Source organism: Pseudomonas sp. KU26590 (assembly GCF_026153515.1).
In the GTDB taxonomy this organism is placed as follows: Bacteria; Pseudomonadota; Gammaproteobacteria; order Pseudomonadales; family Pseudomonadaceae; genus Aquipseudomonas.
The window spans coordinates 981,415-996,325 of record NZ_CP110644.1 but is presented as its reverse complement, the minus strand read 5'-3'; the positions used below and the strand labels follow the sequence as shown (position 1 = coordinate 996,325).

The 14,911-nt window shown below is 62.9% G+C and carries 19 protein-coding genes; 7 read left to right on the top strand and 12 right to left on the bottom strand.

Features of this window, described 5'->3' with window-relative positions:
* Position 1: 1 nt before the first annotated feature.
* From OKW98_RS04610 to nrdR, 11 genes are all read right to left on the bottom strand, one after another.
* Positions 2-799, bottom strand: coding sequence for a cobalamin-binding protein (locus OKW98_RS04610; RefSeq protein WP_265388135.1), 798 nt, complete (start codon positions 797-799; stop codon positions 2-4).
* A gap of 46 nt (positions 800-845) precedes the next feature.
* On the bottom strand, positions 846-1,463 hold the full coding sequence (ribA, locus tag OKW98_RS04605) for a GTP cyclohydrolase II (RefSeq protein WP_265388134.1): 618 nt from the start codon (positions 1,461-1,463) through the stop codon (positions 846-848).
* 106 nt (positions 1,464-1,569) lie between these two features.
* Positions 1,570-2,361, bottom strand: a complete 792-nt coding sequence (locus tag OKW98_RS04600) for a substrate-binding periplasmic protein (protein WP_265388133.1) — start codon at positions 2,359-2,361, stop codon at positions 1,570-1,572.
* Between the two features lie 11 nt (positions 2,362-2,372).
* Positions 2,373-2,882: a phosphatidylglycerophosphatase A gene (locus tag OKW98_RS04595; protein WP_265388132.1), complete on the bottom strand. Its 510-nt coding sequence runs from the start codon at positions 2,880-2,882 to the stop codon at positions 2,373-2,375.
* Complete coding sequence (gene thiL, locus OKW98_RS04590) at positions 2,879-3,844, bottom strand: thiamine-phosphate kinase (protein WP_265388131.1); 966 nt, start codon at positions 3,842-3,844, stop codon at positions 2,879-2,881. Before thiL ends, OKW98_RS04595 begins: the two co-directional genes overlap by 4 nt.
* A 37-nt stretch (positions 3,845-3,881) precedes the next feature.
* Entirely contained in the window at positions 3,882-4,382 is a 501-nt protein-coding gene (gene nusB, locus OKW98_RS04585) for a transcription antitermination factor NusB (RefSeq protein WP_133776020.1), read from the bottom strand.
* A complete protein-coding gene (gene ribE / locus OKW98_RS04580) occupies positions 4,379-4,855 on the bottom strand; it encodes a 6,7-dimethyl-8-ribityllumazine synthase (protein WP_037017809.1) in 477 nt (158 codons plus the stop codon). The genes nusB and ribE overlap by 4 nt, the downstream gene beginning before the upstream one ends.
* A 148-nt stretch (positions 4,856-5,003) precedes the next feature.
* Positions 5,004-6,095, bottom strand: coding sequence for a bifunctional 3,4-dihydroxy-2-butanone-4-phosphate synthase/GTP cyclohydrolase II (ribBA, locus tag OKW98_RS04575; protein WP_265388130.1), 1,092 nt, complete (start codon positions 6,093-6,095; stop codon positions 5,004-5,006).
* Between the two features lie 17 nt (positions 6,096-6,112).
* The gene (locus OKW98_RS04570) at positions 6,113-6,784 is read right to left on the bottom strand and encodes a riboflavin synthase (protein ID WP_265388129.1); all 672 of its coding nucleotides are present in this window, start codon (positions 6,782-6,784) and stop codon (positions 6,113-6,115) included.
* 46 nt (positions 6,785-6,830) lie between these two features.
* Positions 6,831-7,970: a bifunctional diaminohydroxyphosphoribosylaminopyrimidine deaminase/5-amino-6-(5-phosphoribosylamino)uracil reductase RibD gene (gene ribD / locus OKW98_RS04565; RefSeq protein ID WP_265388128.1), complete on the bottom strand. Its 1,140-nt coding sequence runs from the start codon at positions 7,968-7,970 to the stop codon at positions 6,831-6,833.
* Positions 7,971-7,972: 2 nt separating this feature from the next.
* On the bottom strand, positions 7,973-8,437 hold the full coding sequence (gene nrdR, locus OKW98_RS04560) for a transcriptional regulator NrdR (RefSeq protein ID WP_265388127.1): 465 nt from the start codon (positions 8,435-8,437) through the stop codon (positions 7,973-7,975).
* Positions 8,438-8,611: 174 nt separating this feature from the next.
* On the opposite strand from nrdR, the gene OKW98_RS04555 reads away from it, so the two are divergent.
* The 3 genes from OKW98_RS04555 (at position 8,612) to trxA (ending at position 10,838) form a co-directional block, all read left to right on the top strand.
* Complete coding sequence (locus OKW98_RS04555; RefSeq protein WP_237254191.1) at positions 8,612-9,064, top strand: hypothetical protein; 453 nt, start codon at positions 8,612-8,614, stop codon at positions 9,062-9,064.
* Positions 9,061-9,720: a class I SAM-dependent methyltransferase gene (locus OKW98_RS04550; RefSeq protein ID WP_265388126.1), complete on the top strand. Its 660-nt coding sequence runs from the start codon at positions 9,061-9,063 to the stop codon at positions 9,718-9,720. Before OKW98_RS04555 ends, OKW98_RS04550 begins: the two co-directional genes overlap by 4 nt.
* Positions 9,721-9,965: 245 nt before the next feature.
* Entirely contained in the window at positions 9,966-10,838 is an 873-nt protein-coding gene (gene trxA, locus OKW98_RS04545; RefSeq protein ID WP_265388125.1) for a thioredoxin, read from the top strand.
* A gap of 183 nt (positions 10,839-11,021) precedes the next feature.
* Here the strand turns inward: trxA and OKW98_RS04540 are convergent, their stop codons facing one another.
* Positions 11,022-11,375 carry a hypothetical protein gene (locus OKW98_RS04540; RefSeq protein ID WP_265388124.1) on the bottom strand — a complete coding sequence of 118 codons (354 nt, stop codon included), beginning with the start codon at positions 11,373-11,375 and terminating at the stop codon, positions 11,022-11,024.
* A gap of 139 nt (positions 11,376-11,514) precedes the next feature.
* On the opposite strand from OKW98_RS04540, the gene OKW98_RS04535 reads away from it, so the two are divergent.
* The 4 genes from OKW98_RS04535 (at position 11,515) to OKW98_RS04520 (ending at position 14,669) form a co-directional block, all read left to right on the top strand.
* Positions 11,515-12,093 carry a DUF2796 domain-containing protein gene (locus OKW98_RS04535; protein WP_265388123.1) on the top strand — a complete coding sequence of 193 codons (579 nt, stop codon included), beginning with the start codon at positions 11,515-11,517 and terminating at the stop codon, positions 12,091-12,093.
* Between the two features lie 63 nt (positions 12,094-12,156).
* Positions 12,157-12,867 (top strand): ABC transporter ATP-binding protein, encoded by a 711-nt coding sequence (locus tag OKW98_RS04530; RefSeq protein WP_265388122.1) that lies wholly within the window; start codon positions 12,157-12,159, stop codon positions 12,865-12,867.
* 1 nt (position 12,868) lies between these two features.
* Positions 12,869-14,134: an ABC transporter permease gene (locus OKW98_RS04525; RefSeq protein ID WP_265388121.1), complete on the top strand. Its 1,266-nt coding sequence runs from the start codon at positions 12,869-12,871 to the stop codon at positions 14,132-14,134.
* A gap of 25 nt (positions 14,135-14,159) precedes the next feature.
* Positions 14,160-14,669: a DUF3299 domain-containing protein gene (locus OKW98_RS04520; RefSeq protein WP_265388120.1), complete on the top strand. Its 510-nt coding sequence runs from the start codon at positions 14,160-14,162 to the stop codon at positions 14,667-14,669.
* The last annotated feature ends 242 nt before the right edge of the window (positions 14,670-14,911 follow it).

The following is a 14,911-nucleotide window of genomic DNA, read 5'->3' as shown; positions in this document are numbered from 1 at the left end:
TCTAGCGCTCTGGCGCTATCACGCTGCACAGCTTCGCTACCGCGCCCACCATCTGCCCGCTGGCTCGTTCGAGGCCTTTATCGGGCACGGCAATCAGGCGACCGGCTTTCACGGCCTTCAACTGCGACCAGGTTTTCCATGCTGGCAGCAATGCAGCATCGCTGGCCAGAATCACGTCTGGATCGCGTTGCAGCACTGACTCGAGACTCACCTGCGGCGCCGGCAGTTTGAGGTCGTCAAAGACGTTGCGCGCCCCGCACACGGTCAATGCATCGCTGATGATCTGCCCGCCGCCCACCGTATAAAGCGGCTGATCCCACACTTGGTAAAAGACTTTCAAAGGGATTTCGCGTCGGTAGCGTCCACGCAACGCGACCAGTCGCTGGCGGAAGTCCCTCGCCACCTGCCGTCCACGATCGGCGCGGTCAAGGCGCTCGCCCATTTGTTCGATCTGATCAGCCAGCTCGTTCAGCGTGTGGGGCTCGGCGGTGTAGGTGGGAATGTTCAGGCGCTTCAGTTGATCGCGCTGTGCCGCGCTGACGCTGCCGGGCCATAGCAACACAAGATCCGGCTGCAAACTGAGCAAACGCTCGATGTCGAGCTGCCCGTATCGACCCACCGAAGGCAGGCCCACTGCTTTTTCCGGGCGCGGGCCGCCGTCGAGTACGCCGACCAGCAGATCGGCGGCATCCAGTTCGATAACGATTTCAGTCAGAGAGGGAGCAAGGCTGACGACGCGCTGGGCAGCGCCGGCCTGAGACGCGATCAACAACAGCAGGCAGGCAATCAGTGGGCGCATCAAGGGTGTCCAGCCTGCGCCAGACGAAAGCGCAGGCGGCCAGGTATCACGCCGGATCGGCTTCGCTCTGATGCTCGTTGCCCATCATGTGACCCAGCTTGCCGGCCTTGGTCGCCAGATAAAGCCTGTTGTGCGGATTGTGGCCGGTGTGCAGCGGCACGCGCTCGGCGACGGTGATGCCCATCTCCGTCAGCGCGTTGACCTTGCGCGGATTATTGGTCATCAAACGCAGGGACGTGATACCCAGATGCTCGAGCATCGGCAGGCAAACGCCGTAATCGCGCTGGTCAGCAGCGAAGCCCAGGCGCTCGTTCGCTTCCACGGTGTCGGCACCGCCGTCCTGCAATTCATACGCGCGGATCTTGTTCATCAAGCCGATGCCGCGGCCTTCCTGGCGCAGATACAGCAGTACGCCACGGCCTTCGGTGGCGATTGCACGCATTGCCGCTTCAAGTTGGGAACCGCAGTCGCAGCGCTGACTGAACAGCGCATCACCGGTCAGGCATTCGGAATGCACACGGCCGAGCACCGGAGCGCCATCTGACACATCGCCGAGGGTCAGCACGACATGCTCGCGACCGTTTTCCTGCTCGAGAAAGCCGTTCATCTTGAAAGTGGCAAAGGGGGTAGGCAGCTTGGAAGCCGCGACAAATACGACGGGCACCGGGTGCTCCTGATCTGTATGAGGGCTGGAAATTCGCAACATTGTAACAGCAGGTTCCGACAGACGCTTAGGCTGAATTGTTGGCCAATCAGATCAACACGTTTGATCAGTGGCTAACGCCAGCGCGGGGCTGACCACTGTCTGCGTCGAACGGATAGGGGTGATTCCAGCGCGCGAAGATCGGCCGCAGCTTGCCGCTGTGCACGAGGTCGCCCATCCGCAGGTCAAACAGATCCCGCAGCGCATGGCCCCTAGGGCTGTCGGCGAAGCTCAGGTACAACGGAATGGCGGTAAGGTAAGTCAGTCGATAGCGCTGCGGGTCGTTACTTTGGGCGAGGATGAAGTCCATTTCCGGCTTGGCATCGATGTACAGGTCAGCGCGCCCGTATTCGAGCATCGGCAGAATGTGATCGCGCCGGGGGACTTCGTTGAAGTGCAATACGTTGGGCAGATAATGCTGAAACTCGTAGCCGCGCACCCAGGCCAGGCGATATTTGCCCAGCGTCTGCAGGGTCGGAAGCGGCTTGGACGCCAGGCCGAGCGTGTAAATCTCGTCATTGTCGTAGTTCCACTTCGAGTAGAGCGTGCCCTCGACCTCATCCTTGTAGGCAGCCACCCAAGCATCGGCTTCGCCCCGCTGCACCAGCCCGACCGCGCGGGTGTAGGGCTCGATGCGCTGCTCGACCTTGACGCCGGCCGGCTCGAATATCTCGCGCATCAGGTCCCATCCCAGACCGGTCCCGTCGGATTCGGTGTAGCCAATCCAGTGCTCGCTCACCAGCAGGATGTCGGAGGGTGTGTCGGGCACCGATGCAGGGGTTGCCGCGTCGGCAGTTGCCCAGGCACTTGTCATCAACAACGCCAGACCCAGCAGCCATCCCACGCCTGGACGCCTCATGAGCGTAGCCCCTAGATCACGGCCCACAGCCAGACCAGCCCTTGCATCGCCAGCCACGCGAAAACACCGGCGAGAACATCATCAAGCATGATGCCGACGCCGCCGTGCACGTGCTTGTCGATCCAGTGGATGGGCCAGGGCTTGAGGATGTCGAAAAAGCGGAACACGAGGAAACCCACCAGCAGCCAGACCCAACCTTCGGGCACCAGCCACAAGGTGATCCACATGCCGACCATTTCGTCCCAGACGATGCCTTCGTGGTCGTGGACGCGCAGGTCGTCGGCCACCTTGCCGCACAGCCAGAAGCCGAACAGCATGGTCAGGCCGAGCATCAGCCAATAGCCCCAGTCCGGCAGCATTTGCCACAGCGGAATAAAAGGCACGGCGACCATCGAGCCCCAGGTGCCGGGCGCTTTGGGGAGTGTGCCGGAGCCGAAACCGAAGGCCAGGAAATGCCACGGATTGGTCCATACCGACGGGGGAACGTTTTCCGCCGGGACCTGATTAGGATGATCTGTCACCGTGTCTCCTGAAAATGTTGATAGCCCCGAGTCAACGGGGTGACGTCCTGCCCAAGTGCGTCAATCAGCGCCACGCCGTGACCTTCGACCACTCGACCCAGAACGAAAACAGGCAATCCGGAAGCCTGTAGTTCAGCCAGCCATGAGGGCGGCAACGTGAAAGCCAGTCTGTAGTCATCGCCCCCACTAAGCGCCGCATCCAACGCCGCATCAGGCCCGAAAAACCTCAGCAGCGCGTCAGACATCGGTACCTTTTCGCGCTCAACGAGCAAGCGTACGCCTGAAGCCGTTGCGATATGCCCGCAATCGGCGAGCAGTCCGTCGGAGATGTCCAGCGCCGCGCTGGCCTTGGCGCGCAATGCCATTCCCAACTCGAACTGCGGCTGAGGCGACCAGTAACGCGCCAGCAAAGCCTGAGTGGTAGACGCCTCGGTGCTGCGCTGGTTCAACACCAGCGGCAGCGCCCCGGCCGCGTCGCCCAGCGGACCGCCCACGCACAGCACATCGCCGGGCCGCGCGCCGCTTCGGGTCAGGGCCTGCCCGGTCGGGACGGTGCCGAAGACGGTGAGGGTCAGACTCAAAGGCCCGCGCGTTGTGTCGCCGCCGATAAGGCGCAGGCCGCAGCCTTGGGCCATGGTGTTCAAACCGCGTGCGAACGCTTCCAGCCAGTCGGCGGAAACCTGCGGCAGGGTCAGGGCAAGGGTAAATGCGAGGGGACTGGCGCCCATGGCCGCCAAGTCGCTGGCCGAGACGCCGAGTGCGCGCTGGCCGAGCAGGAAAGGATCGCAGACGTCGGGGAAGTGCACCCCGGCGACCAGCGTGTCAGTGGATATCGCGAGTTGCTCGCCAGCGGCCACCGACAGCAGGGCGCAGTCGTCGCCGATGCCCAGTGCAACGCCTTCGCCGGGCTGCGCACAGGGCGCAGCGGCAAAGTAATTGCGGATCAGCTCGAACTCGCCCATGGCGGAAACGCTCAGGTTCTGGAGAAACCCAGAAGCCTCAGCGCTTGTGCGCCTTCACTTCGACTTCGCGCAGACGCGGAGCCAGCTTGTCGAGCACGCCGTTGACGAACTTGTGGCCGTCGGTCGAACCGTAGACTTTCGCCAGCTCGATGCCTTCGTTGATGACCACGCGGTACGGCACGTCGATGCGCTCCAGCAGTTCCCAGGTCGACAGGCGCAATACTGCCAGTTCAACCGGGTCCAGCTCCTCGATGGTCAGGTCCAGACATGGCGCCAGCGCCGCGTCGATCTTGTCCTGATTGGCCGGGACACCGTGCAGGATGTCGTGGAAATAGCTGGCATCGACGGAAGTGAAATCGTTATCGACGCGGAACTGTGCTTCGATCTCGTTTAGCGACTGACCCGCCATGTGGCGCTGGTACAGGGCTTGAGTGGCCATCTGGCGAGCTGCACGACGCTTTTCGCTTTTGGATGGCTTGCCAGCGTCTGCCGCACGTGGATCACGCGGGTTGAACTGATCGCTTTCGTCGTTAATCACTTGGCCTCCAACTGCGCCAACAGGCTGACCATCTCGATGGCGGACAGCGCAGCTTCAGCGCCTTTGTTGCCGGCCTTGGTGCCGGAACGCTCGATCGCCTGTTCGATGGAATCGACAGTCAGGACGCCGAAGGCGACCGGCACGCCGAACTCCATGGACACCTGGGACAGGCCCTTGGTGCACTCGCCAGCGACGTATTCGAAGTGCGGGGTGCCGCCACGAATGACGGCGCCGAGCGCGATGATGGCGGCGAACTCGCTGCGTTGGGCGACCTTCTGCACAACCAGCGGAATTTCGAACGCGCCCGGTGCGCGGATGATGGTGATGTCGCTTTCGCTCACGCCATGGCGAACCAGGGCATCAACGGCACCGCTCACCAGGCTTTCGACGACGAAGCTGTTGAAGCGGCCAACCACCAGGGCATAGCGACCTTGGGGGGCGATGAAGGTACCTTCGATGGTCTTCAGGGTCATTCGGCTGAGTCTCGTGTTCTCGTATTAAAGAGCATGAAAGCGCGCATCGGGCGCGCGCTTTCAGGGATTTTAGGCCACGAATCGGGCGACTGCAGGGACAAAAACCACCAACGGCTGAACGCTGTCGGGGCCTGTCACCTGCCGGCCATTATTCGGAGGGCACGTATTCTACAACTTCCAGATCGAAACCGGATATCGCATTGAACTTCATTGGCGAACTCATCAGGCGCATTTTGCGCACGCCGAGGTCACGCAGGATCTGCGAACCGGCACCGACAGTGCTGTACGTGGTCGGCGTCTTGATCGGTGTGCCACCGGCGGTTTCACGCACATGGGCCAGAACCGTGTCGCCATCGAGCGGGTGACCGAGCAGCAGCACGACGCCGCTGCCAGCCTCGGCCACGGTCTTCATCGCGGCGCGCAGGCTCCAGCGGCCGGGCTGTTTGACCATCAGCAGGTCGCGCAGCGGGTCCATGTTATGCACGCGAACCAGCGTGGCTTCTTCCGCGCAGATCTTGCCCAGCGTCAGCGCCAGGTGCACGTCACCTTCGACGGAATCGCGGTAAGTCACCAGGTTGAAATGGCCCAGTTCGCTGTCCAGCGGCTGCTCGGCAATCCGCTGAACGGTACGTTCGTGGATCATCCGGTAATGGATCAGGTCGGCAATGGTGCCGATCTTGATGTTGTGCTCGGCCGCGAAGGCTTCCAACTCGGTGCGACGGGACATGGTGCCGTCGTCGTTCATGACCTCGCAGATCACGCCGCTCGGCTCGAAACCGGCCATGCGCGCCAGATCGCATGCCGCTTCCGTATGACCGGCGCGGGACAGCGTGCCGCCGGCTTGAGCCATCAGCGGGAAGATGTGGCCCGGGCTGACGATGTCGTCAGCCTTGGCGCCTTTGGCAGCAGCAGCCTGCACGGTGCGCGCGCGGTCGGCGGCGGAAATCCCGGTGGTCACGCCTTCGGCGGCCTCGATGGACACGGTGAACTTGGTGCCGAAGCCGGAACCATTGCGCTGCGCCATAAGCGGCAGTTTCAGGGTCTCGCAGCGCTCGCGGGTCATCGGCATGCAGATCAGGCCACGGGCGTAACGCGCCATGAAGTTGATGTGCTCGGCCTTGACGCACTCGGAGGCCATGATCAGATCGCCTTCGTTCTCGCGGTCTTCGTCATCCATGAGGATGACCATCTTGCCTTGGCGAATGTCTTCAACCAGTTCTTCGATGCTGTTGAGCGCCACGCGGCACCCCCTTCGATTCAGGATTTGAGGTAGCCGTTGGCGGCCAGAAAGCTTTCCGTGATGTTGCCGCCCTGGGCTGGCGTCGGATCAGCGGCTTTGTCACCGAGCAGCAAACGCTCGAGGTAACGCGCCAGCAGGTCGACTTCCAGGTTGATCTTACGGCCCGGGCTGTAGTCGCCCATGATGGTTTCGGCCAGGGTGTGCGGGACGATGGTCAGCTCGAACTCGGCGCCGTTGACCGCGTTCACGGTCAGGCTGGTACCGTCGATGGTGATCGAGCCTTTGTGGGAGATGTACTTGGCCAGTTCGCGGGGGGCGCGCATGCGGAACTGAATGGCACGGGCGTTTTCTTCCCGGGACAGCACTTCGCCGACGCCGTCGACGTGGCCGCTGACCAGATGGCCGCCCAGGCGCGTGGTCGGGGTCAGGGCCTTTTCCAGATTGACGCGGCTGCCGGTTTTCAGATCGACGAACGCGGTGACGTTCAGGGTCTCGCGGCTGACGTCAGCCCAGAAGCCATCGCCTGGCAAGTCAACGGCGGTCAGGCAGACGCCGTTGACGGCAATGCTGTCGCCCAGCTTGACGTCGGAAAGGTCGAGCTTGCCGGTCTCTACGTAAACGCGGACGTCGCCGCCTTTCGGAGTGATGGCGCGGATGCTGCCGATGGATTCGATGATGCCGGTAAACATGGGTGCTCCTGGAAAACAGGGCCAGCGCTGAGCGCGAAAGCCGGAATTATACGCCGGGGTGCGACGCGGGTATCGCAATGACTCGCCAGTCATTGCCGACCGCGCGCATTTCGACAATCTTGAGTTCGAGCGCTTCGCTCATCTGCGCCAGCGGCAGGTCAAGCAACGGTCGCGCCGACGAGCCCATGAACTTGCCCGCCACGAAGATCTGAAATTCATCCACCAGCCCCAGCCGGGTAAAGGCACCAGCGAGTTTAGGGCCGGCCTCGACCAGTACGTCGTTGACGCCGCGGGTGGCCAGTTCGACCAACAGTTTGCGCAGATCGACGTGCCCGCCACTGCTCGGCAGCGCCAGCAGTTCGTGGCCTTCGTCGTGGTAGCGCCCGCGCGCCGAGGCTGCCGCGCAGGTTGCCACCAACGCGCTGCCCGCTTTAAAGAACGGCGCATCAAGGGGCACCCGCAAACGACCGTCGACCAGCACGCGCAACGGCGGCCGGGTCGCGGCAAGGGCGGTGAGTTCGGCGTTCAGGCCCAATTCGTCCGGGCGAACAGTGAGCCTCGCGTTGTCTGCCAGCACGGTATCGGCGCCGGTCAGCACCACGCTCGACTGCGCACGCAGGCGCTGCACGGCGGAGCGCGCTTCAGGGCCGGTGATCCACTGGCTCTCACCACTGGCCATGGCCGTGCGTCCGTCGAGGCTCATCGCCAGCTTGACCCGCACGTACGGCAGGCCGTGCTCCATGCGTTTGAGAAACCCTTTGTTCAGCGCCCGCGCTTCGCTTTCGAGCACGCCGCTCTGCACCGCAATACCGGCGCTCATCAAGCGCAGCAGGCCACGGCCGGCCACATCGGGATTGGGGTCTTGCATGGCGGCGACCACACGCGCCACACCGGCATCGACCAGCGCCTCGGCACACGGCGGGGTGCGGCCATGATGACTGCAGGGCTCGAGGGTGACGTAAGCCGTCGCGTCTTTCGCCTTGTCGCCCGCCTGGCGCAGCGCATGCACCTCGGCGTGGGGCTCACCGGCGCGGACGTGCCAGCCTTCGCCGACAATGGCGCCATCACGCACGATCACGCAGCCGACGCGCGGGTTGGGGTGCGTCGAGTAGACGCCCTTGCGCGCCAGTTCCAGCGCCCGCGCCATGTAGGCCGCGTCGAGCACGCTTTGCTCTGTGGAGGTCATGCTCACTCTTTAGCCGGCTCGCGGGCCAGTCGGTCGATTTCTTCGCGGAATTCGTTGAGGTCCTGAAACCGCCGATAGACAGAAGCAAAGCGGATGTAGGCCACTTCGTCGAGTTTTTGCAGTTCGCCCATCACCAGCTCACCGACGATCAGCGATTTGACCTCGCGCTCGCCGGTCGCGCGCAGCTTGCTTTTGATATGGGCCAGGGCCGCTTCCAGCCGTTCGACGCTGACCGGGCGCTTTTCCAGCGCGCGCTGCATGCCGGCGCGCAGCTTCTCTTCATCGAAGGGCTGACGGCTGCCGTCCTGCTTGATCAGCCGGGGCAGCACCAGTTCAGCGGTTTCGAATGTGGTGAAGCGTTCTTCGCAGGCGACGCATTCACGGCGGCGGCGAACCTGATCGCCTTCAGCAACGAGGCGCGAGTCAATGACTTTGGTGTCGTTGGCACCGCAAAAGGGACAGTGCATGGTGGCAGGCAACAAAAAATGGGAGGGCCATGGTAGCGCATCTCACTGGCAAGACAAGTCTCGGGGTTTGAGGTATATAGACGCGCATTCAGTGCGGTGAAACCCGTCGCACTCAGCGATACTGCGTCATCCCGTGCGTATCTCGCCCGCATTCTGCTTTGTCTGGAGCTGTTCATGACGCTACGTACGCTTGCTGTAATCAGCCTTGTGGGCCTGCTCGCTGCCTGCAGCACGGCCGAGGCGCCGAAACCTGCAGCACCTGCCAAACCTGCGCCCAACGCCATTACGCTGCCGGAAGGGCAAGGCCCGCTGCAGCCGTTCCAGCGCGAATTGAGCGGCCAGTTGCTGGGCGTGCCGGCCGGCGCAGAAGTCGAGCTGGCGCTGCTGGTGATCGACGATCGCAACCGCCCGCAAAAGCTGCTGACCAGCACCAAGCTGATCGGCAACAACCAGTCGCTGCCGTTCCAGCTGCGTTTCAATCCGGAAGCCTTCCCGGTGGGCGCGCGCGTCGAACTGCGCGGCCGCGCCAGCAAGTCGGGGCAGTTGATTCTGCATCTGCCGTCCGTGCTGATCACTCAACCCACCACGCAGGCGCTGGGTCAGCTGCAATTCGCTCCCGCACCGTGACCGCCCCGCTTCACCTGCAAGCCGCATTGAGCGAGCTGCTGGGCGATGCGCAACTGGTCGCCGAAGCACTGCCGGGGACGGAGCTGAAGCTTTGGCTGATCGACGCGAACAATATGGATCGCGCCTTCAGCCCCGACGAAACCCGGCGCATTCTCGACGACCCGCCCTACTGGAGTTTCTGCTGGGCCAGTGGCCTGGCGCTGGCGCGCTTTCTCGCCGAGCAGCCGCAGTGGGTCGCGGGCAGGCGGGTGCTGGATTTCGGGGCGGGGTCGGGGGTCGCAGGCATTGCGGCGATGAAAGCCGGGGCGCTTGAAGTCGTCGCCTGTGATCTCGATCCGCTGGCGATCGAGGCCTGCCGGGCCAACGCCGGACTGAACGGCGTGACGCTTCAGTATTCAAACGACTTCTTCGCCGAGGAGGATCGTTTCGACCTGATCCTGGTGGCCGACGTGCTGTACGACCGCGCCAACCTGCCGCTGCTGGATCAGTTTCTCAGTCGCGGCAAACAAGCGTTGGTGGCCGATTCCCGGGTGCGGGACTTTCAGCACCCGATGTATACGCGGCTGGGAATCCTTGATGCGCTGACGCTGCCGGATCTGGCCGAGCCGTGGGAGTTTCGCAGGGTGAGTCTTTATCATGCGCAGCGACAGGCCTGAGCTGACCTGACCCACCCCGTAGGAGCGTGGCTTGTCCCGCGATCTGGCGCGCAGCGGCAGCAACCCACCCAACACGGTGCGTCAGCCTTACCCAGTTGACCCGTTTTACGACGACTTCGTCGCCGATCCCGGGACAAGCCACGCTCCCACAGGTCATCGGCAAACCGCACATCTGCTGTCGCGCTTTCGACAATCCCCCCAGCCCTTTATAGTTCGCGCCATCAAGCCTTACTTCGAGACCAGCGATGAGCCAGGAAACGCCGTACATCTTCGATGCGACCACCGCCACTTTCGATCAGATGGTCATCGAGAATTCCTTTCACCAACCCGTGCTGGTGGATTTCTGGGCCGAGTGGTGTGCGCCGTGCAAGGTGCTGATGCCGCTGTTGCAGCAGATTACCGAGAGTTATCAGGGCGAACTGCTGCTGGCCAAGGTCGATTGCGACGCTGAACAGGACATCGTGGCGCGCTTCGGCATTCGCAGCCTGCCCACCGTGGTGCTGTTTAAGGACGGTCAGCCGGTGGACGGGTTCTCCGGCGCCCAGCCTGAATCGCAAATCCGCGCGCTGCTTGAGCCCCATGTGCAGATGCCGCCGCCGGCCGCCGCCGACCCGCTGAAAACCGCGCAGGCGATGTTTGCCGAGAGTCATTTCGCCGAAGCCGAAGCGGTTCTGCAAACCATCCTCGCCGAGGACAACACCAACGCTGCTGCGCTGATTCTGTATGCGCGCTGCCTGGCCGAACGCGGCGAACTGACGGAAGCCCGTACAGTGCTGGACGCGGTCAAGAGCGATGAGCACAAAGCCGCGCTGGCCGGGGCCAAGGCGCAATTGACGTTTCTGGCTGAAGCCGCCGCGCTGCCTGACGTTGCCGAGTTGAAATCGCGCCTGGCCCAGAACCCGCAGGACGATGAAGCCGCGCACCAGCTGGCGATCCAGCAATTGTCCCGTCAGCAATACGAAGCCGCGCTGGAAGGGTTGCTCAAGCTGTTCATCCGCAACCGCAGCTACAACGAAGGCCAGCCGCACAAAACGCTGCTGCAGGTGTTCGACTTGCTGGGCAATGATCACCCGTTGGTCACGACGTATCGTCGTCGGTTGTTTGCGGCGCTTTACTAGCCTTCTCGGCTGAAGCCGGTCCTTTGATAGACCGAGCCAGTCCCAAGGAATGTACGCGGTTTACTTGTGGGACCGGCTTTAGCCGGGAAGAGGCCCGCATGAGCACCCTCAATTTTGTGGTGTGACGGATGACGCCTTCCCGGCTAAAGCCGGTCCCACACGGGTCCAAAACGCCCGTGTGTATCACTCAACCCAGCGATACACCGGCGTGTCGCCCTGGCTTTCCACTTTGACATTGGCGCTGTGACGCATGCGCACCATCAGGCGTTTGCCCGCAGCGGTGCTGCCCGACAGACCTTCGAGCTGACCGAGCAGATCCGGCCCGGTCAGGTGACCTGCTTTGCGTAGCAGCTCCTGAGCGATGTCCCAGACAGCATCATTGCGACTGGCCGCAGGCTTGACGGACGTATCCGTTGGCGCCGACGTTTCCTGAACCTGCGCGCCCAGCTGAATGCCCAGCCGAGCCCAATCGGCGTCGTCCATTTCCACAGTCAGATCCACCGGCAGATCGCCGACGGTTCCACGGATTCGCAGCATGGTGTGTGTCCTCTGATAAGGCGGACCGGCATGGTCCCACAGGATCGGACAGGGTCGCTTGAAAAAGTTAAGAAACCGCGCAACACATTGTTATAAGATCACATAACAAATTTCAGACCTGCCTCCGGAGCTTTCCCCCATGCGTCGTTTGCTACTCGCCCTGCCCTTCGCCTTGCTGCCCCTCGCCGTCGCCCACGCGGCCGATGAACATGACCACGATCATGAGCACGGCAGCCTCGGCGCGCACGTGCACGGTGTCGCGCGGCTGGATATGGCGCTGGACGGGCGCACGCTGGAACTGGAGCTCGACACGCCGGCGATGAACATCGTCGGCTTCGAGCATCCGGCGACGACCGACGCAGACAAGATGACCCTGGCCCTGGCCAAGGAAACCCTGCTCAAGCCCCACGCGCTGTTCAGTCTTCCGGAAGCGGCAGGATGCACCGCCACCAAACAGCGGGTTGAAAGCACGCTGTTCGGCGACAAGGATGACGACGATCACGACCACGCCGAGGGCGACGCGGCTGACCACGAGCACAGCGAAATTCACGGCCACTATCAGTTCACCTGCAGCGCGCCGAACGTGCTCAACAAGCTCGACCTGACCCAGCTGTTCAAAATCTTCCCGGCCACCCAGACCATTCAAGTGCAACTGGTGACGCCGAAACGCCAGATGGGCGCCGAAGTGCGTCCGAGCAATCCGGTGATCAAGTTTTAACCAGCAACGTTCTATCCGCGACCGGGCTTCCCGGTCGATCACTTTTCAGACGCACGTGTGGTCATGACTCAAGCGCTCATTGAATTGTCCGAACTCGGCTTCAGCTGGCCGGGGCATCCGCAGCTGCTGGACATTCCGGCGTTTCGCCTCGATGCCGGCGAAACCCTGTTCCTCAAAGGCCCGAGCGGTAGCGGCAAAACCACGCTGCTGGGTCTGCTGGGCGGTGTGCAGCGCCCCAGCCGCGGCAGCGTTCGCCTGCTTGGTCAGGAGCTGACACAGCTCTCGGCCGGGGCGCGGGACCGGTTTCGCGTCGATCACACGGGCTACATTTTCCAGCAGTTCAACCTGCTGCCGTTTTTGTCGGTGCGCGAGAACGTCGAGCTGCCGTGCCGCTTTTCCACATTACGCACCCAGCGGGCGACCCAGCGCCACGGCAGCGTCGATAAAGCGGCTGAAACGCTGCTCGCTCACCTGGGCTTGAAAGACCCTGAAATGCTCAGCCGCCGCGCCGACTCGCTGTCCATCGGTCAGCAGCAGCGCGTCGCTGCCGCACGCGCCCTGATCGGCCAGCCGGAACTGGTGATCGCCGACGAACCTACGTCGGCGCTGGATGCCGACGCCCGCGAAGCATTCATTCAGTTGCTGTTCGCCGAATGCCGCGAGGCCGGCGCCAGCCTGCTGTTCGTCAGCCACGATCAAAGCCTGGCGCCGCTGTTCGATCGCAACCTGTCGCTGGCCGAACTCAATCGCGCCGCCGTCGCCGCAGAGGTTTGAGATGTATCTTCTTCGTCTGGCGCTGGCCAGCCTCGCCAACCGCCGCTTCACTGCATTGCTCACCGCGTTCGCCATCGCTCTCTCCGTCTGCCTGCTGCTGGCGGTCGAACGGGTGCGCACCGAAGCGCGCACCAGCTTTGCCAGCACCATCAGCGGCACGGACCTGATCGTCGGCGCGCGCTCGGGCTCGGTCAACCTGCTGCTCTACTCGGTGTTCCGCATCGGCAACGCCACCAATAACATTCGCTGGGACAGCTTCGAGCACTTCGCCAACAGCAAGCAGGTGAAGTGGGCGATCCCGATTTCCCTGGGTGACAGCCATCGCGGCTATCGGGTGATGGGCACCAACGAATCGTACTTCGAGCATTACCAGTACGGTCGTCAGCAGCACCTGGCGCTGGCAGACGGCCGGCCGTTTGCCACTGACCCGTTTGAAGTGGTGCTCGGTGCGGAAGTGGCGGACGCGCTGCATTACAAGCTCGGCGACAAACTGGTGCTGGCCCACGGCGTCGCGACGGTGAGCCTGGTCAAGCATGACGACAAGCCGTTCACCGTCGTCGGCATTCTCAAACGAACCGGCACGCCGGTGGATCGCACGCTGCACATCAGCCTGGGCGGCATGGAGGCGATTCACATCGACTGGCACAACGGCGTGCCGGCACAAGGGGCCGGGCGGATCAGCGCCGATCAGGCACGCAACATGGACCTCACGCCCACCGCCATCACCGCCTTCATGCTCGGGCTGAACAGCAAGATCGCGACCTTCGCCGTGCAGCGCGACATCAACGAGTTTCGGGGTGAGCCGATGTTGGCGATTCTGCCGGGGGTGGCGCTGCAGGAGCTGTGGAGCCTGATGGGCACGGCTGAAAAAGCGCTGTTCGTGATCTCGTTGTTCGTTGTTTTGACCGGGCTGATCGGCATGCTCACGGCGATTCTCACGAGTCTGAACGAGCGGCGTCGGGAGATGGCGATTCTGCGCTCGGTGGGCGCACGGCCTTGGCATATCGCCAGCCTGCTGGTACTGGAAGCGTTCGCCCTGGCGCTGGGGGGTTCGGTCTGCGGACTGGCGCTGCTTTACATCGGCATCGCCTCCGCGCAGGGTTACGTGCAGGCCAATTACGGTTTGTATCTGCCGCTGTCCCTGCCCAGCGCCTACGAATGGACGCTGCTGGCAGGCATTCTCGGCGCTGCCGTGTTGATGGGCACCGTGCCCGCGTGGCGTGCCTATCGCCAGTCGCTGGCAGACGGGTTGTCGATTCGTTTATGAGGTCGTTGTGATGCGGATGGGTTGGATGCTGCTGTTAGTGCTCGCCGCGACGCCGTTGTGGGCCCAGGACCTGCGCGTGCTGACGTGGCAGGAAATGATTCCGCCCGACGCGCCGCCGGTGAAGCTGATCACCGCGCCGATCCATAACCTGTCGAGCCTGGCGGACACCCTGTCCGTCGAGTCCGCGCCCGCCGCCCATCAACTGGCGCCCCATGCGCCGGTGGTCAAGTCGCTGGACGGCGAGCGAGTGCGGCTGCCGGGTTACATCGTGCCGCTGGAAGTCAGCGAGGAAGGCCGGGTGACTGAGTTTCTCCTGGTACCGTATTTTGGCGCCTGCATTCACGTGCCACCACCGCCGCCCAATCAGATCGTCCACGTGACCAGCGAGTTGGGCGTCAAGGTGGACGAGCTGTACCAGCCTTACTGGATCGAAGGCCCGATGCAGGTTAAATCCTCAACCAGCGAATTGGCCGATGCCGGTTACCAGATGGAAGCGGACAAGATTCTGGTGTACGAGATGCCGGATGAGCAGTGAAAGCTTATTCCAGGCACCGATGAACTCGATTGGGCGCTGATCAAGGAGCCGGCTTGCTGGCGAACCCGGCAGGTCAGCCAATGTTGCAGCGACTGACCTGATGCGTTCGCCAGCAAGCCGGCTCCTACAGTGAATCGCTGTTCATCGCCAATTCCAAGGGCCTGCCGTGCAGGGCCAGTGCATCACTCATGCCCCCATAGCCCGACGCCAATACCACTTAATTAATCGCTTTTTCATTGAGC